At 72.9% G+C, this 20,249-nt stretch carries 21 protein-coding genes; 8 read left to right on the plus strand and 13 right to left on the minus strand.

The window, feature by feature from the left end; all coding sequences use genetic code 11:
- The first annotated feature begins 7 nt into the window (after positions 1-7).
- A complete protein-coding gene (locus UG56_RS27980; protein ID WP_143055074.1) occupies positions 8-190 on the plus strand; it encodes a hypothetical protein in 183 nt (60 codons plus the stop codon).
- Positions 191-383: 193 nt separating this feature from the next.
- Positions 384-701, plus strand: coding sequence for a hypothetical protein (locus tag UG56_RS16735; RefSeq protein WP_045548221.1), 318 nt, complete (start codon positions 384-386; stop codon positions 699-701).
- A gap of 22 nt (positions 702-723) precedes the next feature.
- Here UG56_RS16735 and UG56_RS16740 read toward each other — a convergent pair whose 3' ends face one another.
- The 11 genes from UG56_RS16740 to UG56_RS16790 form a co-directional block, all read right to left on the minus strand.
- A complete protein-coding gene (locus tag UG56_RS16740) occupies positions 724-2,046 on the minus strand; it encodes an MFS transporter (RefSeq protein WP_045548220.1) in 1,323 nt (440 codons plus the stop codon).
- A 197-nt stretch (positions 2,047-2,243) separates the two neighbouring features.
- Complete coding sequence (locus UG56_RS16745) at positions 2,244-2,696, minus strand: MaoC family dehydratase (protein WP_045548219.1); 453 nt, start codon at positions 2,694-2,696, stop codon at positions 2,244-2,246.
- Positions 2,696-3,919 (minus strand): acetyl-CoA C-acetyltransferase, encoded by a 1,224-nt coding sequence (locus UG56_RS16750; RefSeq protein ID WP_045548218.1) that lies wholly within the window; start codon positions 3,917-3,919, stop codon positions 2,696-2,698. Before UG56_RS16750 ends, UG56_RS16745 begins: the two co-directional genes overlap by 1 nt.
- Before the next feature lie 12 nt (positions 3,920-3,931).
- Positions 3,932-4,804, minus strand: coding sequence for an FAS1-like dehydratase domain-containing protein (locus UG56_RS16755; RefSeq protein WP_045548217.1), 873 nt, complete (start codon positions 4,802-4,804; stop codon positions 3,932-3,934).
- On the minus strand, positions 4,801-5,538 hold the full coding sequence (gene fabG, locus UG56_RS16760; RefSeq protein ID WP_045548216.1) for a 3-oxoacyl-ACP reductase FabG: 738 nt from the start codon (positions 5,536-5,538) through the stop codon (positions 4,801-4,803). Before fabG ends, UG56_RS16755 begins: the two co-directional genes overlap by 4 nt.
- Before the next feature lies 1 nt (position 5,539).
- Positions 5,540-6,694, minus strand: coding sequence for an acyl-CoA dehydrogenase family protein (locus tag UG56_RS16765; protein ID WP_045548215.1), 1,155 nt, complete (start codon positions 6,692-6,694; stop codon positions 5,540-5,542).
- Complete coding sequence (locus tag UG56_RS16770) at positions 6,691-7,524, minus strand: HpcH/HpaI aldolase/citrate lyase family protein (RefSeq protein WP_071327144.1); 834 nt, start codon at positions 7,522-7,524, stop codon at positions 6,691-6,693. Before UG56_RS16770 ends, UG56_RS16765 begins: the two co-directional genes overlap by 4 nt.
- Positions 7,521-8,792: a CoA transferase gene (locus tag UG56_RS16775; RefSeq protein ID WP_071327145.1), complete on the minus strand. Its 1,272-nt coding sequence runs from the start codon at positions 8,790-8,792 to the stop codon at positions 7,521-7,523. Before UG56_RS16775 ends, UG56_RS16770 begins: the two co-directional genes overlap by 4 nt.
- The gene (locus UG56_RS16780; protein WP_071327146.1) at positions 8,779-10,161 is read right to left on the minus strand and encodes an MFS transporter; all 1,383 of its coding nucleotides are present in this window, start codon (positions 10,159-10,161) and stop codon (positions 8,779-8,781) included. Before UG56_RS16780 ends, UG56_RS16775 begins: the two co-directional genes overlap by 14 nt.
- On the minus strand, positions 10,158-10,943 hold the full coding sequence (locus tag UG56_RS16785) for a 3-oxoadipate--succinyl-CoA transferase (protein ID WP_045552026.1): 786 nt from the start codon (positions 10,941-10,943) through the stop codon (positions 10,158-10,160). The genes UG56_RS16780 and UG56_RS16785 overlap by 4 nt, the downstream gene beginning before the upstream one ends.
- Positions 10,940-11,884, minus strand: coding sequence for a CoA transferase subunit A (locus UG56_RS16790; RefSeq protein WP_045552027.1), 945 nt, complete (start codon positions 11,882-11,884; stop codon positions 10,940-10,942). Before UG56_RS16790 ends, UG56_RS16785 begins: the two co-directional genes overlap by 4 nt.
- A 160-nt stretch (positions 11,885-12,044) precedes the next feature.
- Here UG56_RS16790 and UG56_RS16795 point away from each other — a divergent pair, with 160 nt between their 5' ends.
- Positions 12,045-12,953 (plus strand): acyl-CoA thioesterase, encoded by a 909-nt coding sequence (locus UG56_RS16795; RefSeq protein ID WP_218145233.1) that lies wholly within the window; start codon positions 12,045-12,047, stop codon positions 12,951-12,953.
- Here the strand turns inward: UG56_RS16795 and UG56_RS16800 are convergent.
- Positions 12,946-13,854 (minus strand): LysR family transcriptional regulator, encoded by a 909-nt coding sequence (locus tag UG56_RS16800; protein WP_045552176.1) that lies wholly within the window; start codon positions 13,852-13,854, stop codon positions 12,946-12,948. The two genes, UG56_RS16795 and UG56_RS16800, sit on opposite strands and share 8 nt — an antisense overlap.
- Before the next feature lie 84 nt (positions 13,855-13,938).
- On the opposite strand from UG56_RS16800, the gene UG56_RS16805 reads away from it, so the two are divergent.
- Genes UG56_RS16805 through UG56_RS16820 form a run of 4 tightly spaced genes read left to right on the plus strand, consistent with a single transcriptional unit; the run spans position 13,939 to position 18,480 of the window.
- A complete protein-coding gene (locus tag UG56_RS16805; protein ID WP_071327148.1) occupies positions 13,939-15,165 on the plus strand; it encodes a CaiB/BaiF CoA transferase family protein in 1,227 nt (408 codons plus the stop codon).
- A gap of 19 nt (positions 15,166-15,184) precedes the next feature.
- On the plus strand, positions 15,185-16,333 hold the full coding sequence (locus UG56_RS16810) for an acyl-CoA dehydrogenase family protein (protein WP_045552088.1): 1,149 nt from the start codon (positions 15,185-15,187) through the stop codon (positions 16,331-16,333).
- Complete coding sequence (locus UG56_RS16815; RefSeq protein WP_071327149.1) at positions 16,330-17,115, plus strand: enoyl-CoA hydratase/isomerase family protein; 786 nt, start codon at positions 16,330-16,332, stop codon at positions 17,113-17,115. The genes UG56_RS16810 and UG56_RS16815 overlap by 4 nt, the downstream gene beginning before the upstream one ends.
- Before the next feature lie 45 nt (positions 17,116-17,160).
- The gene (locus tag UG56_RS16820; protein ID WP_045552109.1) at positions 17,161-18,480 is read left to right on the plus strand and encodes a TIGR01777 family oxidoreductase; all 1,320 of its coding nucleotides are present in this window, start codon (positions 17,161-17,163) and stop codon (positions 18,478-18,480) included.
- 27 nt (positions 18,481-18,507) lie between these two features.
- Here the strand turns inward: UG56_RS16820 and UG56_RS16825 are convergent, their stop codons facing one another.
- Entirely contained in the window at positions 18,508-19,452 is a 945-nt protein-coding gene (locus UG56_RS16825) for an SDR family oxidoreductase (RefSeq protein ID WP_071327150.1), read from the minus strand.
- 133 nt (positions 19,453-19,585) lie between these two features.
- Here UG56_RS16825 and UG56_RS16830 point away from each other — a divergent pair, with 133 nt between their 5' ends.
- Positions 19,586-20,221: a hypothetical protein gene (locus UG56_RS16830; protein WP_045550736.1), complete on the plus strand. Its 636-nt coding sequence runs from the start codon at positions 19,586-19,588 to the stop codon at positions 20,219-20,221.
- Positions 20,222-20,249 lie beyond the last annotated feature (28 nt).

Genomic DNA, 20,249 nt, shown 5'->3' on the forward strand with positions numbered 1-20,249 from the left:
TGACACCGTGGAAGACGCACTCAGGACGATGCTCCCGCTGCTGGCCTTCATGTTCATCCCGATCTGGATCCCGATGATCGCCGCCGTGGTCGGCGCCGTCGCCGACCGGCTCGGCGCGCTGCGCGGGGCCGACCGGGGTGCGTTCTCGGCCGAGGCGTTCCGTGCCGAGCGAGCCCGGGACCGCGCCTGATCAAGGCGCGTCCGGCCAGCCCTTACCTGCCCGTTACCGGCGCTCAACGACTCGGTCATCGCGGCCGCGGATCATGGATACCGAGGAGCTTCCCCCGCCTTTGCCCGACCACGTGAAGGAGCCGGAGATGGCAGCTTAGGTGACCCGTCCTGCGAAGGGCGTCGATGTTCCGACCAGATTCCACCAGAGCCGCATGGCCCGGTTCATCCGGTGGGCCGATGACTACACCCTGTGGGCGTTCAACCCGCCTGCTGCGCTGGCGCCGGACGGGTCCCCGACGCGCCGGGCCCGTGCCGACCAGCCGGACGACCCGGTGGCGACCCTGCGTGAGCTCGAGGACCGACGTAGCAGGGTCGACAAGCATCTCGAGGACCTGCACGACGAGAGTGCGATGGCCGTGCGGATGCTGCGGCGTCGCGGCTGGTCGTTCGGGCGGATCGCGGCGGAGACCGGGATCCCCAACCAGCGCGTCGCCCAGCTCGCACGCAGCTCGCTGGGCGCCGGCAGGTGAACGATCCGGCGGTGATCGCGGCTCAGCGAGCTGCGGTCACCGACGCGGCGTCCGCGGTCTTCGCGTCGGCGGCACCCCGGCCGAGCAGCGCTCGGGAGCAGACCAGCGAGATCACCGTGGTCACGACACCGAAGGCGACCGGTACCGCGATGCTGCCGGAGGTGTCCAGGAGCCACTGCAGGATCATCGGCGTGGTGCCGCACAGCGCCCCGGAGAGGCCGTACGTCACCGAGATCCCGGTGTAGCGGACCCTGGCCGGGAACGCCTGGGCGAGCATGCCGGCCATGACGGCGTAGAACATCACGTCGGGGATCGTGGCCATCACCGCGCCGATCATCGCGAGGGTCCAGTTGCCCGTGCCCATCAGCACGAACATCAGCGCGAGCGCCGGCACCTCCAGGCCGAGCAGGACGGTGACGAGGGTGCGCGGGTTCCAGCGGGTGGCGAGCACGGCGCCGAACGGCTGCACGAAGAACTGCACGACGCTGGCGATCAGGATGATGGTGAGGAAGGAGTCCTTCCCGAAGCCCAGATGGGTGGTGGCCCAGGAGAGGGCGAAGGTGTCGCGGGCGTAGACGACCACGAAGACGCACAGGATGCCGAAGACGCCGAGGGCCAGCTCACGGGAGTTGCTGCGGAACAGCTCGATCGCCGGGACGCGGACCACCTCGTTGCGCTCGTGGAGCTCCTTCATCGCCGGCGACTCCTCGAGGCTGAGCCTGATCACGAGCCCGACCACGACCAGCGCGGCGGAGGCCAGGAACGGCACCCGCCAGGCCCACTCGAGCAGTGCGTCGTCGGGAAGCAGGCCGGTCACGGCGAGGAAGCTGAGGGTGGCCAGGATCCGGCCGGCCGGCGAGCCCTGCTGGGCGAAGGCGCCGAAGAGGAAGCCGCGGTCGGCGCGGGTGTGCTCGGTCGCGATCAGCACCGCGCCGCCCCACTCACCGCCCACGGCGAGGCCCTGCAGCAGCCGGAGGATGATCAGCAGCACCGGCGCGGCGGCGCCGATGGCGGCGTACGTCGGGAGCAGACCGACGCCGACGGTCGTGATGCCCATGAGCAGCAGGGTCAGGATCAGGGAGCGCTTGCGGCCGATCCGGTCGCCGAGGTGGCCGAAGAGCACACCGCCGAGCGGCCGGGTCAGGAACCCGACGGCGAAGGTGGCGAACGAGAGCAGCGTCGCGACGGCCGGCTCGGCGTTGCTGAAGAACAGCGGCCCGAAGACCAGCGCGGACGCGGTGCCGTAGATGTAGAAGTCGTACCACTCGATCGTGGTGCCGACGAAGGCGGCGATGCCCGCTTTACGGGCCATCCGTTCGTCGGGGACGCGCGTTGACTGGGTCATGGGGACTGCTCCTCCGGGGGTTGTGTGTCGTCACGCACCGGAATGCTGTGTGACCGCGTTCACACTAAGAACCCGCGCCATTGCACGTCCAACACCAAATCTGGAGGGCATTGATATCGCTCGTGAGCCCAATGGTGCTGCGGGCATGCCGAGGCCGCCGACCTGCGGGAGGGGCGGGTCGGCGGCCTCGGGAGACGTCAGGGGAGGACCAGCGTGATGCTCTCCGCGACGCAGACCGGTCGCTCGACGCCCTCCGCCTCGACGGTCCAGGCGACCACCACCTTTGTGCCGGCCGGGACCGGGCGTACCTCCTTGATCCGCGGCGTCGCCCGGATCTTCGCGCCGACCTTGACGGGCGCGGGGAAGCGCGCCTTCTCGAGGCCGTAGTTGAGCCGGGCCGAGCCGGCCTCGATGGTGTAGAGCTGGGTGGAGAAGGCCGGCAGCATCGACAGGGTGAGGTAGCCGTGGGCGATGGTGCCACCGAAGGACGAGGCCGTGGCGCGCTCGACGTCGACGTGGATCCACTGGTGGTCGCCGGTCAGCTCCGCGAAACGGTCCACGCGGTCCTGGGTGATCTGCACCCAGTCGGTGGTGCCGAGCTCCTCGCCGACGGCCGCCTCGATCGCCTCGACGGAGGTGAACGTACGCATCAGACCACCCGCTCGAAGACTGCGGCCATGCCCTGGCCACCGCCGATGCACATCGTCTCCAGGCCGTAGCGGGCCTCGCGGCGGTGCAGCTCGCGGGCGAGCGTGCCGAGCATGCGCACGCCGGTGGCCCCGACGGGGTGGCCGAGGGAGATGCCGGAGCCGTGGACGTTGGTGCGCTCGAGGTCCTGGTCGGTGAACTTCCACTCGCGCATCACCGCGAGCGCCTGGGCGGCGAAGGCCTCGTTGAGCTCGATGACGTCGATGTCGGCCAGGGTCAGGCCGGCCTTGGCGAGGGCCGCCTCGGTGGCCGGGACCGGGCCGATGCCCATGATGTCGGGACGTACGCCGGCGGCGGCCCAGGACACCAGCCGGACCAGCGGCCGCAGGCCCAGCTGCTCGGCCGTCTCGGCCGTGGTGACCAGACACATCGCGGCCGCGTCGTTCTGGCCGCTGGCGTTGCCGGCGGTGACGGTGGCCTCGGGGTCGGAGGAGCCGAGGATCGGCCGCAGCCTCGCGAGCGACTCGAGCGTGGTGTCGGCACGGGGGTGCTCGTCGGTGTCGACGACCACGTCGCCCTTCCGGGACGGCACGGTGACCGGCACGATCTCCTCGGCGAAGACACCGCTCTGCTGGGCGGCGACGGCGCGCTGGTGGGAGCTGACGGCGAGGCGGTCCTGCTCCTCGCGGCTGATGGCGTACTCGCGGCGGAGGTTCTCGGCGGTCTCGAGCATGCCGCCGGGGACCGGGTGGAACCGGCCGCCCGGGGTCTGGCGGCCGCGGGTGAGGCCGTCGTGGATCTGCACGCCGGTGCGGACTCCGCCCCAGCGCATGTCGAGGGAGAAGAAGGCGACGTTGCTCATCGACTCCGCGCCGCCGGCCACCACGATCTCGCTGGCCCCGGAGGCCACCTGCATCACCGCGTTGGCGACGGCCTGGAGGCCGGAGCCGCAGCGTCGGTCGACCTGCTGGCCGCCGACGGTGACCGGGAGACCGGCGTCGAGGCCGGCGACGCGTCCGATCGCGGGCGCCTCGGCGTTGGGGTAGCAGTGGCCGAGGATGACGTCGTCGATCCGCTCCGGGTCGAGGCCGGTGCGGGCGAGGAGGCCCTGCAGCGCGGTGACGCCGAGGTCGACCGGGCTGAGGTCCTTGAAGACGCCGCCGTAGCGGCCGATCGGGGTGCGGACGGGCTCGCAGATGACCACGTCGCGGGAGGGGTGACTCATGAAGGGTGCCTTTCAGGGGGAGGTGGGGGCCAGGTCGGCCGTCAGGCCGGCCAGCGCGGTGCCGTCGGGGCGCCGCAGCGCGACCTCGGCCGTGTCGGGGTCGGGGGAGTCGATCCGTACGTGGGCGGGGTCGCCGCAGAACAGCGGCGCGGTGTTGCGGTGTCTCAGCCGGCGTACGGACCGGTCGGGGTGGGCCAGCCGGAGGGCCTCGGCGAGCACGAGGGCCGAGAGGGGGCCGTGCACGACGAGACCCGGATAGCCCTCGACCCGGGTGGCGTAGGGCCAGTCGTAGTGGATCCGGTGCGGGTTGGCGGTGGCCGCGCTGAACCGCATCAGCAGCGTCGGGTCGGTCACGAACCGCCAGCCGTCGTCCTCGGCCACCAGCGGTGGGCCGGCGGGGGAGAGCGTCGAGGCGGCGCCGGGCTCGGGGAACGAGGTCGGCACCGGCGCGGCCTCGCGGTAGATCAGGTCCTGCCGCTCCTCCACGAGCAGGTCGTCCTGCGACGCGTCGAGCAGCTTGGTGACCACCGTGACGACCGCCAGCCGGCCGCTCCGCCCGGTCTTCTCCTCGACCGAGACGACCTCGGACTCGCGGACGACCTCGGCGCCGACCCGGAGGTCGCCGTGGAAGGTCGTCTCGCCGCCGGCGAACATCCGCCGGGGCAGGTCGATCGGCGGCAGGAAGTCGCCGCGGCGCGGATGGCCGTCGACGCCGATGACCGACGACAGCGGCCAGCGCGGGAGCGCAACCCAGTGCCACAACGGTGGGAGTACGTCCCCGGCGACGGGCACCGGGGCGCCGCTGTCGAGAAGCGCACCGAGGGCACCGACCGGACCCGCCTCGAGGGTCTCGACCGACGTCACCCGCCGTGGCTGCCAGCTCACATGAACCTTCCGCCGGTCACCTCGGCGACCGTGCCGGTCATGTAGGAGGAGAGCGAGGAGGCGTAGAAGAGCGCGACGTTCGCGATCTCGTCCGGTTCTCCGGCGCGGCCCATCGGGATCTCGGCCATCTTCTCGTCCCAGATCCGCTGCGGCATCGCCTCGGTCATCGCGGAGCGGATCAGCCCGGGCTGGATCGCGTTGACCCGGACGCCGTGGTGGGCCATCTCCTTGGCGGCAGCCTTGGTCAGGCCGACGATGCCGGCCTTCGCGGCCGAGTAGTTGGTCTGCCCGACCATCCCGACCTTGCCGGAGATCGAGGAGATGTTCACGATCGCGCCGGACTTCTGCTCGCGCATCCGGGCGGCGGCGAGCCGGGTGCCGTGCCAGCAGCCCTTGAGGTGCACCGCGATCACCTGGTCGAACTGGTCCTCGGTCATCGTCCGCATGGTCGCGTCGCGGGTGATGCCGGCGTTGTTGACCACGATGTCGAGAGAGCCGTACGTCGTGACCGCGGTCTCCAGGGCGCGCTCGACGTCCTCGGCGCTGACCACGTCGCAGGCCACGCCGGTGGCGACATCGGGGCCCAGCTCCTTGGCCGTGGCCTCGGCGGCGGCGCCGTCGAGATCGGCGATGACCACGCGGGCACCCTCCGCCACGAACCTCTCCGCCACGGCGCGTCCGATGCCCTGCGCCCCGCCGGTGATCACCGCGGTCCTGTTGTCGAGAAGTGCCATGTCAGTTTCCCTTCCGGTTGCGCGCCACCAGCTGGGCGGCGATCACGTTGCGCTGGATCTCGTTGGTGCCCTCGCCGACGATCATCAGCGGGGCGTCGCGGAAGTAGCGCTCCACGTCGTACTCCTTGGAGTAGCCGTAGCCGCCGTGCACCCGCACCGCGTCGAGGGCGACCTGCATGGCCGCCTCCGAGGCGAAGAGCTTGGCCATCCCGGCCTCCATGTCGGCGCGGTCACCGGCGTCGAGCCGGTCCGCGGCGTCGAGGGTCATCAGCCGGGCGGCACGCATCTTGGTGCCCATCTCGGCGAGCAGGTTGCCGACCGACTGGTGCTTCCAGATCGGCTTGCCGAAGCTCTCCCGGGTCTGGGCGTACGCCAGCGCGTCGTCGAGCGCGGCCTGGCCCACGCCGACCGCGCGGGCGGCGACCTGGATCCGGCCGACCTCGAGGCCGCGCATCATGTGACCCCAGCCGAGGTTCGGTTCGTTGCCGAGGACGGCGGTCACGGGCACGCGCATCCTGTCGAAGGTGAGCTCGCAGGCCTCGACGCCGCGGTAGCCGAGCTTGGGGATCTTGCCCGAGACGGTGAGCCCGTCGCCCGGCTCGACCAGCACCACGCTCATGCCCCGGTGCGCCGGCTTCGCGGAGCGGTCGGTGATGCAGAGCAGCCCGATCAGGCCGGCGTGCTGGGCGTTGGAGATCCAGGTCTTCGAGCCGGTGATGACCAGCTCGTCGCCGTCGATGTCGGCGAACGTACGCATCCCCTGCAGGTCGCTGCCGCCGGACGGCTCGGTCAGCGCCATCGTGGCGCGCAGGCTGCCGTCTGCCATCCTTGGGAGGTAGGTCTGCTGCTCCGGGGTGCCGAAGTGGCGCACCAGATAGCTGATCACCGAGTGGCCCCCGATCGCGCCGGCCAGGCTCATCCAGCCGCGGGCGAGCTCCTCGGTGACGCGCGCGAAGCAGGCGGTGCTCACGTCGACGCCGCCGTGCTCGGCGGGCACCAGGAGCCCGAAGAAGCCGAGCTCCTTCATCTCCTCGATGAGCGCCTCGGGATAGAGGTCGTCGGCCTCGAACTCGCGTACGCGGGGACGGACGCGCTCGTCGACGAAGTCGGCGACGAGCCGGACCATGTCCTGCTCGTCGGGGGACAGGCTGCTCATCTGGCTGCTCCTGGGGTGGGTCGGGTGAGGGAGACGATGCGGCGGGCGCGGGCGACGACGGGGGCGTCGACCATCCGGCCGTCGACGAGGGCGACGCCGTCCTCGGTCGCGGCGGCCAGGACGCGTTCGGCCCAGGCGACCTCGTCGGCGGTGGGGGCCAGGGCCGCGGCGGCGGGCGCCACCTGGCCGGGGTGGATGCAGAGCTTGCCGGCGAACCCGAGCGCCGCGGCCGCGGCGACGTCGGCGGTCAGGCGCTCGTGGTCGCGTACGTCGCCGGTGACCCCGTCGACCGGCCCGGCCAGGCCACCGACGGCCGAGGCGAGCACCAGGCTCCCGCGGGCGGGAGCAAGGGCGGGCGCGTGGTCGGGATCGACCCCGAGCTCGGCGGCGAGGTCGAAGCTGCCGAAGGCGAGACGTACGACGCCGGGGGAGGTCGCCAGGTCGATCGCCCGGGCGACGCCGAGCGCGGTCTCGACCAGGGCGACGACCGCGGAGCCGGTGGGGAGGGCGTCCAGGACGGCCGCGATCGCCTCGGCGCTGTCGGCTTTCGGCAGCATCACGGTCGTCGGACGGCCGAGCGCTGCCAGCGCGGCGATGTCGGCGTCGTGCCAGGGGGAGCCGGCGGCGTTGACCCGCACAGCCGCGGTCACCTCTGTCCGGGCGAGCCAGGCGGTGACGTGGGCACGGGCCGCGTCCTTGTGGGCCGGTGCGACCGCGTCCTCGAGGTCGAGCACGACCACGTCCGGGCCGGCAGCGGCCGCCTTGGCGAACCGCTCAGGTCGGTCGCCGGGGACGAAGAGCCAGGTGCGTGCGGTCTCGGCGGTGCTCATCGGGCCACCACCTCCGGGGCGCCGATGACGCCGCGGGCGCGCAGGTCGTCCAGCTCCTCGGGCGCCAGCCCGAGGGCGTCGGCGAGCACCTCGCCGGTGTCCTGCCCGACCGCCGGCGCCGGCCGGGCCGCGCTCCGGTGGCCGTCGACGGTGATCGGCGCGCCAGGAGCGAGCAGGTCGCCGACGCCGGGCTGGGTGATCGTGGAGAAGAGCGGGTGCTCGCGCAGCAGCCGGGCGTCGTCGGCGGCGAGGTCGCGGAAGCTGCGATAGGGCGACCACAGGATCCGGGTCCGCGCCAGCGCCGCCGTGACGTACGCCGTGTCGTGCTGCTCGAACCAGGCCGCGATCAGGCCGCCGAGGACGGTCCGGTGCCGGAACCGCGAGCCCTCGTCGGAGAAGTCGGCGTCGAGCGCGCGGGCGAGCGCGGCCACCGCCTCGCCGAGGCCGGTGATGCCCAGCAGGCCCGACCACTGCCGCGGGGTGAGGGCCACCAGCATGAACCGGTCGCCGTCCGCGGTGGTGAAGTCGCGGCCGAAGGTGCCGTAGACGTGGTTGCCGGTCGAGCCGCGTTCGATCGCCGGCCGCAGCTGCGCCTCGGCGAGGTAGCCGAGGTTGCCGGCGACCGCCAGGGCGACGTCCTCGAGGGCGACCCGCACCTCGGCGCCCTCGCCGGTGACCGCACGCCGGCGCTCGGCGGCCAGCAGGCCGGTCGCGAGCTGCAGCCCGGCCGCGAGATCCCAGGCCGGCACCACGCCGTTGACCGGCGCCGCATGCTCCTCGGGGCCGGTCACCAGCGGGAAGCCGGTGCCCGCCTGCACGGTGTAGTCGACGGCGGTCCCGCCGTCGTGGCGCCCGGTCAGGAGCACGTGGATGACGTCGTCGCGACGGGCGCGCAGCGCGGCGTACCCGAGCTCGGTCCAGCGTTCGGTGTTGGTGACCACGATGCCGCCGGACGGGCCGCCGGAGACGACGAGGTCGGAGACCAGCTGCCGCCCCTCGGGGTGGGTGCAGTCGACGGCGATGGCCTTCTTGCCGGGGTTGAGCCCGTTCCAGTAGAGGCTGGCGCCGCTGTCGCTGAGCGGCCAGCGGGTGCGGTCCGGGGCGCCCTCGAGCGGCTCGACGCGGATCACCTCCGCACCGAGCTGGGCCAGCGTGGTGCCGCACAACGGGGTGGCGACGAAGCTGGACACCTCGACCACCCGCAGGCCAGCGAGCGGGCCCGTGAGCTGGCCGGCCGAGGTGTCGGGAGCGGGGTCAGCGATGGTCATGGAGCACCCTTTCTGTGGCGGGCGGAGAGAGCGTGGCCGAGCCGGGACCGGCCATCGCCCAGGTCAGGGCGACCGCGGCGACCGGGACGCCGTAGACGAGGGAGAGGTTCCCGGTCGGGTAGGCGATCGCGACCCAGGAGTAGCCGACGGCGAGGCCGGTGAAGCGGAGCATGTTGTGGAGCCCGAGCGCGACCCCGTCGGCGGCCGCCGGGGAGGTCATCAGGCCGAGCGCCGAGGTCGCCTGGACGACACCGATCGCCGAGCCGGTCAGCACGAGCGCGGCCACGGTCAGCGCGACGACCGTGCCGGGCCCGGAGGCGGTCGCGGCCAGCGGAAGGGCGATCAGGCCGATCGCGAGCAGCACCAGCCCGCCCCGCAGCGTGCGCCGGGCAGTGAACCGCTCGGTGACCCGGGAGGAGAGCGGTGCCGCGAGCGTCATCGCCAGGGCCAGCGCCAGCATCGTGATGCCGATGTGGCCCGGCCCCAGGCCGAGGTCGCGGCCCAGGTGCAGGGGAGTGGCGACGATCGCGACACCGAGGCAGCCCATCACGGTGCCGGCGGCCATCGTGCTCGCGACGAACCTGCGCTCGGTGAGCAGGCCCGGCGCCACGAACGGCCCCGCGCCGGTCCGGCCGAGCTGGGAGTGGACGACCAGGGCGAGCGCGCCCACGGCCGCCATCCCCGCCGCCACCGAGATGCCGCCCCGCTGTCCCAGCCAGCTGACCGCGCCGACGAGCGCACCGACCCCGACGAGGAGCGTCGCCATCCCACTGACGTGGAGCGGGGCGTGGGCCGGCGGGACGTCCGGGACGACGGTCAGGCACAGCACCAGCAGCACGGCGCTGAGCGAGGCATGGGTGAGGAACACCCAGCGCCAGCCGAGCGTGTCGGCGACCAGGCCGCCCAGGGGCGGCCCGAGCGCCTGGCCGACCCCGATCGCGGCCGCCCAGGCAGCCATCACCCGGGCGCGGTTGCCGGCCCAGTGGCGGCCGAGGACATGCTGGATCGCCGGCGGTATCGCCGAGCAGGCGACCCCCTGCAGGGCCCGCATCACGACCAGGAACGACAGCTCCTGGCTCAAGGCCGCGCCCGCCTGGGCGGCGACCATCAGCAGCAGCGACCCGGCGAGCACCCGTCTGGAGCCGAACCGCTGACACATCCAGCCCGCGACCGGCGCGAAGACGACCATGGCGAGGGTGAAGGCGCTGACCGCGAAGACGATCCCGCGCGGCGAGGCTCCGATCGCGTGGGCGATCACGTTGATCGGCGCGCTGATGATCGTGCTCGACAGGGTGCCGAGCGTGGAGCACGCCAGCAGGGCGACGTACGCCGTCCGGCGCGGCTCGTACGTGACGGTGGACGGGCTCATCGCAGGTAGAGCCGCACCGTGTCGATCTCCTCGCGGAGCAGCCGGACCTCCTCGACGGTGGGCCGAGCGGTCTCGCGTACGTCCTCGGCGACCGCGATCTCCCACCCGGTCGCGGCACGGACGTCGTCGACCGTGAGGCCGGGGTGGACCTCGCTGATCTCGAGCTCACCGAGCTTCTCGGGCCGGCGCAGCACCGCCATCGGGGTGATCACCGTGGAGACCCCGTGACCCGGCGGCACCATCCGCGGGTCCTCCTCGTGGGCCCGCACCGGGCTCGGCGAGGTGCAGAAGTCCAGCTCCGCCGGGAGGGCACCGGGGTCGTGGCGGCGCAGCACCACGATGCACTCGCCGGCGTTCGGCATGATCTCGGCCGCACCGCCGGCGCCAGGGAGCCGGACCGTCGGCCGGTCCCAGTCGCCGATGAAGCTGGTGTTGAGGCTGCCCCAGCGGTCGATCTGGGCGGCACCGAGGAAGCCGACGTCGACGTGGCCGCGCTGGAGGACGTAGCTGAACAGGGCGGGCATGCTGAGCACCGCGGCGGCGCCGGAGACGAGCACCGAGTCGGCGATGCCCTCCGCCAGGCCCTCCGGCTGCGCGCCGCAGATGCCCGACTCGTAGACGAGCTCGACGTCGGGATCGAGCGTGCGGCGCGCCAGGTCGACGGCAAGCGTAGGCAGTCCCACCCCGGCGAAGACACGGCGCTTGCCCGCGAGCTGCCGGGCGGCGACCGCGGCGAGGAACTCGGTGCTGGACGGCGCCACGTCCGAGAGCGAGGTGCTCATGACGCCCCCTGGGCGGCGACCCGGCGACGGCCGAAGTCGACGGGCTGCGACGGGCGGGGAGCGACCGCGAGCCCGGACCAGCGCTCTGCGCCGAGCTTGGCGAGATAGGCGGCTCGGTCGGGCACCTGGTGGACCCACTCGTCGAGCCAGCCGAGCACCGCCTCGGGGTCGCGGCTGATCGGGGTCCACTCGCGGTAGAAGGCGTTGTCGCGGTCGTAGTGGCCCTGCGTGTAGGACGGGTGTGCGCCACCGGGGCACTCGACGACCGCGGTGACGGCGTGCGCGGGCAGCACCGTGCGGTTGGGGTCGGAGCGGACCACGTCCTCCTCGACGATCTCCTCGACGGTCACGATCACCGTCTCGGCCGCGTACGCCGCCTCCTGCTGAGCGCCGACGATGCCCCACATCTGGACGTTGCCGGAGCGGTCGGCGCGCTGGGCATGGAGGATCGTCACGTCCGGGCGCAGCGGCGGGACGACGTAGATGTCGGGTCCGCCGTAGGGATCGGCGACCTTGCGGATCAGGGGATTGAGCTTCGGGAGGTCGCTTCCGGCGTAGGAGCGGAGCGGGAAGAACGGCAGTCCGGCGGCGCCGGCCTGGTAGCGGCAGACCATGCCGTAGTGGCTGTACTCCTCGACCTCGAGCGGCTCCGGATCGGCGCTCTCCACCCGGCGGCGGACCTCGTGCAGGGAGCCGGCCGAGCCGCTGGCGAAGAACGAGGCGACGAGCTTCGAGACGCAGCCGGCGGCGATCATCTGGTCGGCCAGCAGGTCGGGGGTCATCCGGCAGAAGGTCAGCTCGCGACGGCCCTGACGGATGATCTCGTGGCCCGCGGCGAACGGGATCAGGTGGCCGAAGCCCTCCAGGGCGACCGTCATCCCGTCCCGTACGTGGGTGGCCACCGCCGAGGTGAGATCGGTGACCTTGTCGGGCGCGGCCATGGTTCTCCTCGGGGCAGGCGGGGTTCTTCGGTGGTCCCAGCCTGCCGCCAGCCGCGCGCCGAACTCCAATACTTCTTCCGCCGCCAACTGTTGACGGATACGTATGAATAGATCGAGACAGATATCGAAAGTGACGACAAACGGCGGCACAATGAGCCTGGTGGACACTGCCTCTCCTGCCGCCGACGCCCGTGCCGCCGTGACCCTCGAGGAGGTGCTCGACCTGCTCGACCTGAGCTGCACCGACGACCCGGCCGGCAGGGTCAGCCACTGGGTGGGGGATCCGCAACGGCATCCTGCTGACCGGATCTTCGGTGGACTGCTCCTCGCGCAGGCGCTGGTCGCGGCCGGTCGCGGGGTCCGGGCCGACCAGCGGATCGTCAGCCTCCAGGCCGACTTCGTCGGCGGGGTGCCGACCGATCGGCCGCTGCACTGGGAGGTCACCGTCGTCTCGGACGCGCCCTCGCTGGCGACTCGGCGCAGCCGGCTGCTCGACGAGGCGGGGGAGGAGCTCTTCGGCGCGGTCACCCGCTGGGCGACGGTCCGCGCCGACCTGCCCTCCTACAGCGCCGCGCGGCCGTGGCCGGCTCCCGACCCGGAGACGCTGCCGGACCTCGCCGACCGGTTCGGCGCCGACGAGCGGATCCCGCCCTGGTGGCGGCTCGAGCGGCCGGTCCACTTCCGGCACGCGGTGGCACCGCCGTACGTCACCACGGCCGAGCCCGGCGACCGGCAGACCACCTTCCTGCGGGCCACCGGCCCGCTGCCGGACGACCCGGTCGTGCGGGCCGCGATGGTCGCGTACGTCACCGACATGAGCATCCTCGAGCCGGCCTTCCTGGCGCTCGGGTCGGCGCGGCACGTGCCCGGTGCGAGGATCCTCAGCCTCACCCACGCGCTCACCTTCCATGCCGAGTCCGACCTCGGCGACTGGCACCAGTTCGACTGCCGCGTGGAGTCGGTCGCGCACGGCCGTGCCCATGGCGCCGGGGACGTCTTCGACTCCGCCGGGCGCCACGTCGCCACCGCGTCGCAGGTCGGGCTGGTCAAGGCCCCGACGGTCAGCTGACGGGCAGCTCCGGTGTCGGCAGCGCCTCCTCGGAGGCGCGCAGCACCGCCCGCAGCGCCGGGCTCCGGTCGTCCTGGCGCCAGGCGATCTGCTGGAACGTCGGGCGATCGCACTCGCTGATCCGGACCACCTCGATGCCGGTCTGGACGACATTGGCGAGCGCGGTGTCGAGCGTGAAGGTGATGCCGACCCCGGCCGCGACCAGCGCGACCGCGGTCCAGCTGTCCGGCGCGGTCTGCACGATGTTCGGCACGAACCCGGCCTGGGAGGCCGTCTCGATGAAGGCGTCGCGCACGCTGGAGCCGGGGTCCGCCGGCAGCGCCACGAACGGCTCGTCGCGGCACTCCGCCATGCTGACCTCCTCGCGACCGGCGAGCCGGTGGCCGGCAGGCACGGCGAGCACGTAGTGCTCGACCGCGATCACCCGGTGGTCGAGGCCCTGCGGCTCGATCCGCCAGCGCGCGATGGCCAGGTCGAGGTCGCCGTCCTGCAGCGAGCGCAGCGCCTCGTAGTTGTAGGTGGTGCTCTGCAGCATCAGCTCGATCCCGGGATGCTGCTCGCGCACGACCCGGCCGAGCTGGCCGACCAGCACGTGGGAGGAGGGGCCGGCGAAGCCGATCCGGACCCGGCCGGTCTCGCCGCGACCCGCCGAGCGGACCGCCCGGCGCGCGGTGCGCATGCCCTCGAGCACCTCCTGCGCGGGACGCACCAGCGCCTCTCCCGCCGACGTCAGCCGCACGCTCCGGGTGGTGCGGTCGAAGAGCTGCGCGCCGAGGTCGCGCTCGAGCTGCTTGATGGTGCGGCTCAGCGGAGGCTGGGCGATGTGCAGCCGCTCGGCCGCCCGGCCGAAGTGCAGCTCCTCGGCGACGGCCAGGAAGGCCTCGAGATGGTGCAGATCCATAGGAACAACTCTTGCATCAGCGGGAACAATCATCCAAGGATTAGGTATTGGACGCGCATAAGAAGTCGCGACATGCTTTCTTCCATGACCACCGACACGGCCGACCTCCCGCTGGCGGGCATCACCGTGGTCGCCCTCGAGCAGGCCGTCGCGGCCCCGCTCGCCACCCGCCACCTCGCGGACCTCGGCGCCCGCGTGATCAAGCTGGAGCGGGTGGGCGAGGGTGACTTCGCCCGCAACTACGACCACGCGGTGAACGGCCTCGCCTCGCACTTCGTGTGGCTCAACCGCGGCAAGGAGTCGGTCGCGCTCGACCTCAAGTCGCCCGACGGCGCCGATCTCGCGCGCCGGCTGGTCGCCCGCGCCGACGTGTTCCTGCAGAACGCCGCACCCGGCGCCGCCGAGCGTCTCGGCCTCGGCGCCGAGGAGCTCGCGGCCCGCCACCCGCGGCTCGTCGTCGCCGGCATCTCCGGCTACGGCACCGGCGGCCCGCTGCGCGATCGCAAGGCCTACGACATGCTGATCCAGGCGGAGTCCGGCCTCATCTCGGTCACCGGCACCCCGGAGACGGCGACCAAGACCGGCGTCCCCAGCTCCGACATCGCCGCCGGCCTCTACACCAGCCAGGCGATCGTCGCGGCCCTGTTCCGCCGCGAGCGCACCGGCCGGGGCGGCATCGTCGACGTGTCGATGTTCGACGCGACCGTCGAGTGGCTCGGCCACCCCATGTACATGCAGATGTACGGAGGCCGCCAGATCCCCCGGATGGGGCTCAGCCACGCCTCGATCGCCCCCTACGACGCCTATCCGACCGCCGACGGGGAGATCCTGATCGGCGTCCAGAACGACCGTGGCTGGCGGGCGCTGGTCACCGACGTCTTCGGCCGGCCCGACCTCGCCGAGCATCCCCGGCTCGCGACGAACCTGCTGCGCGTCGCCAACCGCGAGGAGTGCGACGCGGTCGTCGCCGAGCACACCCGCGGCTTCACCACCGCCGACCTCGATGCCCGGCTCGCCGCGGCCGGTGTGCCGGCGGCGCAGATCAACGACATGTCCGGCCTCGTCGACCACCCGCAGCTCACCGGCCGCGACCGGTGGCGCGACGTCGACACCCCGGCCGGGCCGGTCCGCGGCGTACTGCCGCCGATGACGTTCCGCGACGTGGAGCTGCCGATGGGCGCGATCCCCGAGCTCGGCGCCCACACCGATGCGGTGCTCGCCGAGCTCGGCCTCGACGCCGGCACCGTCGACCGGCTCGTTGCCGGCGGCGTGGTCGGCCGGCCCGGCGACGTACCCGTTCCCACTTCCTGATCCGCACGAAGGAGCATCCATGGAGCCCGACGAGTTCGCCTCGATCCTCGACGCCGTCCGCGCGTTCGTCCGCAAGGAGGTCGTCACGGCCGAGGACGAGATCGAGGAGACCGACCAGATCCCCGACCGGCTCCGGCAGCAGGCCGCGGCCATGGGGCTGTTCGGCTACGCCATCCCCGAGGAGTACGGCGGTCTCGGCTTCACCATGTCCGAGGAGGTCCGGTTGGCGATGGAGCTCGGCTGGACCACGCCGTCGTTCCGCTCGATGTTCGGCACCAACAACGGGATCGCCGGCCAGGTGCTGGTCAACTGCGGCACCGAGCGGCAGAAGCAGCAGTATCTGCCCGGGCTGGCCAGCGGCGAGCTGGTCGCCTCGTTCGCGCTCACCGAGCCGGAGGCCGGCTCCGACCCGAGCGGCCTGCGCACGCGCGCGGTGCGGGAGGGCGATGCGTACGTCATCGACGGGCAGAAGCGCTTCATCACCAACGCGATCTGGGCCGACCTGCTCATGGTCTTCGCCCGCACCGGCGACCTCGCCGAGGGCGCGAGGAACATCTCGGTGTTCGTGGTGCCGACCGACACCCCGGGCGTGACGATCGGCCCGCGCGACCACAAGATGGGCCAGCGCGGCGCGGTGACCTCGGAGATCTTCTTCGACGGTGTCCGGGTGCCCGCCGAGAACCTGGTCGGCGAGGTCGAGGGCGAGGGCTTCTCCGCGGCGATGCGGTCGCTGGCCAAGGGTCGGCTGCACATCGCCGCCCTGACCGTCGGGCTGGCCGACCGGCTGATCGAGGAGAGCCTGCGCCACGCCACGACCAACAGCCAGGGCGGCCAGAAGCTGGCGGAGTTCCAGCTGATCCAGGCGATGCTCGCCGAGAGCCGGACCGAGGCATACGCCGGCCGGGCGATGGTGCTCGAGGCCGCCCGCAGCTGGGACGACGGCAGCGACCGGCGTACCGCGCCGTCGCTCTGCAAGCTGTTCTGCACCGAGGCGGTCGACCGGATCGCCGACCGCGCGGTCCAGATCCACGGCGGCCTCGGCTACATGCGCGAGGTGCCCGTCGAGCGGTTCTACCGCGACGCGCGGCTGTTCCGGCTCTACGAGGGCACCAGCGAGGTCCAGAAGCTGATCATCGCCAAGCAGATGGTCAAGGAGTTCCAGGGATGAGCGACGGACCGCGCGCCAGGGCGGTCCGGGTCGAGGACCGTGGCCACGTCCGGATCCTCACCCTCGACCGGCCCGAGCGTCGCAACGCGCTCGACCTGGCCGACCGGCTGGACCTGCTCGCCGCGCTCCGGGCCGCCGAGGTGGAGGCGGAGGTGCGTGCCGTCGTGCTGACCGGCGCGGGGCCGGTGTTCTCGGCCGGCGGCGACATCCGCTCGATGTCGCAGGACCGCGACGTCGCCCGGCAGCGGCTCGACGTCGTCAACGCCGTCGTACGTCAGCTGGTCACCGGCGACCTGCCGGTCGTGGCCGCGGTCGAGGGCGGCGCCTACGGCCTCGGCCTCGCCCTGGCCGCCGCGTGCGACCTGGTCGTCGCCGGCCGCTCGGCGACCTTCTCGACCTCCTTCGCGAAGATCGGGCTCGGCCCCGACACCGGCCTGGCCTACACCCTCCCGCGACGTGTCGGGCAGGGGCGGGCGCGCGAGCTGCTGCTGACCGTACGCACCTTCGACGCCACCGAGGCCAAGCGGATCGGCGCGGTCGAGACGGTGGTCGACGACGGTGCGGCCCTCGACCACGCGGCCGAGCTGGCCGCCCGGCTGGCCGAGCTGTCGGCGCCGATGGTGGCGGGCACCCGGCGCATCCTCACCCAGGCCGACCAGAGCCTCGACGGCGTACTCGGGGCCGAGGCCGACCTGCAGGTCGAGCTGCTCGCCGGCAGGCAGTTCGCCGAGGGCCGGTCGGCGTTCCTGGAGCGCAGACGGCCCGACTTCGTCGGCGCCTGACATCGGCCGGTTGTCCAACCGGCCGATCCGCGCAAGGCTTCAGGCATGACGTCGCCGCTGGTCCGGGTCCACTCGCTGACGACACGCGTCGAGGCGCCGCTCGAAGAGGTCTTCGAGTGGCACCGGCGCCCTGGGGCGATCCACCGGCTGATGCCGCCGTGGATGCCGGGGGAGGTGCGGGTGGAGGCGACCGACCTGGCCGCGGGCACCGCGGTGATCTCGCTCGGCCGCGGTGTGGACTGGGTGGCCCGCCACGACCCCGACGCCTACGACCCGCCGCTGCTGTTCACCGACCGGCTCGCCTCGCTGCGCCCGCTGTCGTGGACCCATCGGCACGAGTTCGCCTCCTCCGGCGACGCCACGCTGGTCACCGACCGGATCGAGACCAATGTGCTCGGGAAGATGGTCGACCGGATGCTCGGCTACCGCCACGCGCAGCTGACCGCCGATCTGGCCGCCCACCACAGGACGTACGTAGCGGGCAAGAGCCTCACCATCGCGGTCACCGGCTCCCACGGAACCGTCGGGCAAGCCCTGGTCCCGTTCCTCACCACCGGCGGGCACCGGGTGATCAGGCTGGTCCGGCACACGCCGGCGGGGGAGGACGAACGTCGCTGGGACCCGTCGGCGCCTGCGGCCGATCTCCTCGACGGCGTCGACGCGGTCGTCCACCTCGCGGGCGCGTCCATCGCCGGCCGCTTCACCGAGGCGCACAAGGCGGCCATCCGCGACTCGCGGATCGAGCCGACGCGACGGCTCGCCGAGGCGGCGGCACGCAGTGGCGTACCCACCTTCGTCAGCGCCTCCGCGATCGGCATCTACGGTGCCGACCGGGGCGACGAGGTCCTCACCGAGGCCTCGGCGCGTGGCGCCGGATTCCTCGCTGACGTGGTCGCCGAGTGGGAGGCGGCGAGCCGGGTGGAGGGGCCACGGGTGGTCCAGGTGCGCACCGGGATCGTGCAGACGCCCGCCGGGGGTGCCCTGCGGCTGCAGCGTCCGCTCTTCGCGGCCGGCCTGGGCGGCCGGCTGGGCAGCGGCCGGCAGTGGCTGAGCTGGATCGGGATCGACGACCTCGTCGACATCTACCACCGCGCGATCCTCGACGAGACCCTGGAGGGTCCGGTCGATGCGGTCGCCCCCGAACCCGTCACCGGCAAGGTCTACGCGCAGACCCTCGCGCACGTGCTCCGCCGCCCCGCACTGCTGCCGACGCCGGCCCTCGGCCCGCAGCTCCTGCTCGGCAAGGAGGGCGCCGAGGAGATGGCGCTGGCGAGCCAGCGGGTCGACCCGGCCGCTCTCGGGATGGACCACGAGTTCCGTCACCCCACGCTCGAGGCGGCGCTGCGTCACGTGCTCGGGCGGTGAGCGGGGCATTGCCCGTGCTGTGGCGGCTCAGGACGTGGGCAACACGGTCCGGGTGAGGCGCTCGGAGACCTCCCACATCCGCACGGCGTCCTCGGCGCTGACCAGCGGCCGGTAGAGCGCCTGCTCCGCGGGCGCGCCGCCGAGGTGTCCGGGGCCGCTGGGGCCGTACATCCGGCCGCCGGCGGCCTCGGGTGACGTCGCGGCCAGCAGCGCGGGGAGGGCGGCGGTCTCGGGGGTGCCGAGGAGGATGCCACGTGCCGAGAGCCAGCGGATCATGCGTACGGAGAAGGTGTCGGTCGTACGTCCGATCTCGGGCCGTGCGGCCAGCAGGCTGGTCGGGGCGACGCCGGGGTGGGAGAGGTTGCTGGTGATGCCCCAGCCATGGGCACGGCTGCGCCGGTCCAGCTCCAGGCCGAAGAGTCCGACGGCGATCTTGGACTGGCTGTAGGCCCTCGAGCCCTGGTAGCCCTGCTCCCAGTTCGGGTCCTCCCAGTTGATCGCGCCGCGCGTCGCGGCGATGCTGACCTGGGACGTCACCCGGGCCCGACCGGCGCGCAGCAGCGGCAGGATCCCGGCGACGAGGGCGAAGTGTCCGAGGTGGTTGGTGCCGAGCTGCAGCTCGAACCCGTCGGCGGTCGTCTGCCGCTCCGGCGGGGTCATCACACCGGCGTTGTTGATCATGATGTGGATGGGCTGGTCCTCCCCGAGCAGCGTCTCGGAGAGCGCCGCCACCGACGTGAGCGAGGACAGGTCGAGGTCGCGCAGCGAGACCGTCGCGTCCGGGGCCTGGCGCCGGATCGTGGCCAGCGCCTGCTCGCCCTTGGCGGGGTTGCGTACGGGCATCACGACCTCGGCCCCGGCCGCCGCCAGCCGGGCGGCCATGACCAGCCCCATGCCGTCGCTGGCCCCGGTCACCAGGGCTCGTTTGCCGGACAGGTCCGGGATCGTGATGTCGATGGTTCGGCGTGGCATCGGTCTGCTCCTCGTCAAGGGCTGCTGGGGTCGGATCCATCCTCGATCGCGCTTCGGCTGCTATCCAGGGTCTGTCGATCCCAGCCTCCGCGGCTCGCGCATGTGGCCGGCGCCGGGCGGGTACGTCGACACGGTGAGCACACGGGAGCGCGACGTGATGCGGCGGCTGCTGGACGCCGGCGGCACGACGTACGCCGAGGAGGCCGGCATCCGTCTCCGGGACAAGCCGTCGCCGCTCTACCGGCTGCTCGTCCTGGCGATGCTCTCCTCGACCCGGATCTCGGCCGACATCGCGGTCGCGGCGGCCAGGGAGCTCTCGTCCGCCGGGTGGCGGACGCCGCAACGGCTGCTCGACTCGACCTGGCAGCAGCGCGTGGACGCCCTCGGCCGGGCGCACTACCGCCGCTACGACGAGAGCACCGCGACCAAGCTCGAGGAGCAGGCGCAGTGGCTGCTGGAGAACCACCGCGGCGACCTGCGCCGGCTCCGTCCGACGTCGCACGACGGGGCCGACGCGCTGATCGACGCGCTCACCGAGTCGCCCCGCATCGGCCCGGTGGGCGCTCGGATCTTCTGCCGCGAGGTGCAGGACGTGTGGCCCGCGCTGTCGCCCTTCCTCGACGGTCCACTCCTCGAGAAGGCCCGTGACCTCGGCCTGCCCGGGGACCCTGACGAGCTCGCCTCGCTGGTCCCCGATGGACGGTGCGCCCCGCTCGCGGCAGCGCTCACCCGGGCGCGTCACGGGCTCCCCGGACTCGAGGAGAGGTGAGGTCATTCCGCCGGCTCGCGGTGTTCCC

The organism is Nocardioides luteus (assembly GCF_000960475.2).
Lineage (GTDB): Bacteria > Actinomycetota > Actinomycetes > Propionibacteriales > Nocardioidaceae > Nocardioides > Nocardioides luteus_A.

Excerpts from the sequence above, each read along its gene's own strand:
- UG56_RS16735 (WP_045548221.1), top strand. The coding sequence starts at position 384 with ATGGCCCGGTTCATCCGGTGGGCCGATGACTACACCCTGTGGGCGTTC.
- UG56_RS16740 (WP_045548220.1), bottom strand. The coding sequence starts at position 2,046 with ATGACCCAGTCAACGCGCGTCCCCGACGAACGGATGGCCCGTAAAGCG.
- UG56_RS16745 (WP_045548219.1), bottom strand. The coding sequence starts at position 2,696 with ATGCGTACGTTCACCTCCGTCGAGGCGATCGAGGCGGCCGTCGGCGAG.
- UG56_RS16750 (WP_045548218.1), bottom strand. The coding sequence starts at position 3,919 with ATGAGTCACCCCTCCCGCGACGTGGTCATCTGCGAGCCCGTCCGCACC.
- fabG (WP_045548216.1), bottom strand. The coding sequence starts at position 5,538 with ATGGCACTTCTCGACAACAGGACCGCGGTGATCACCGGCGGGGCGCAG.
- UG56_RS16765 (WP_045548215.1), bottom strand. The coding sequence starts at position 6,694 with ATGAGCAGCCTGTCCCCCGACGAGCAGGACATGGTCCGGCTCGTCGCC.
- UG56_RS16770 (WP_071327144.1), bottom strand. The coding sequence starts at position 7,524 with ATGAGCACCGCCGAGACCGCACGCACCTGGCTCTTCGTCCCCGGCGAC.
- UG56_RS16775 (WP_071327145.1), bottom strand. The coding sequence starts at position 8,792 with ATGACCATCGCTGACCCCGCTCCCGACACCTCGGCCGGCCAGCTCACG.
- UG56_RS16780 (WP_071327146.1), bottom strand. The coding sequence starts at position 10,161 with ATGAGCCCGTCCACCGTCACGTACGAGCCGCGCCGGACGGCGTACGTC.
- UG56_RS16785 (WP_045552026.1), bottom strand. The coding sequence starts at position 10,943 with ATGAGCACCTCGCTCTCGGACGTGGCGCCGTCCAGCACCGAGTTCCTC.
- UG56_RS16790 (WP_045552027.1), bottom strand. The coding sequence starts at position 11,884 with ATGGCCGCGCCCGACAAGGTCACCGATCTCACCTCGGCGGTGGCCACC.
- UG56_RS16800 (WP_045552176.1), bottom strand. The coding sequence starts at position 13,854 with ATGGATCTGCACCATCTCGAGGCCTTCCTGGCCGTCGCCGAGGAGCTG.
- UG56_RS16805 (WP_071327148.1), top strand. The coding sequence starts at position 13,939 with ATGACCACCGACACGGCCGACCTCCCGCTGGCGGGCATCACCGTGGTC.
- UG56_RS16810 (WP_045552088.1), top strand. The coding sequence starts at position 15,185 with ATGGAGCCCGACGAGTTCGCCTCGATCCTCGACGCCGTCCGCGCGTTC.
- UG56_RS16815 (WP_071327149.1), top strand. The coding sequence starts at position 16,330 with ATGAGCGACGGACCGCGCGCCAGGGCGGTCCGGGTCGAGGACCGTGGC.
- UG56_RS16820 (WP_045552109.1), top strand. The coding sequence starts at position 17,161 with ATGACGTCGCCGCTGGTCCGGGTCCACTCGCTGACGACACGCGTCGAG.
- UG56_RS16825 (WP_071327150.1), bottom strand. The coding sequence starts at position 19,452 with ATGCCACGCCGAACCATCGACATCACGATCCCGGACCTGTCCGGCAAA.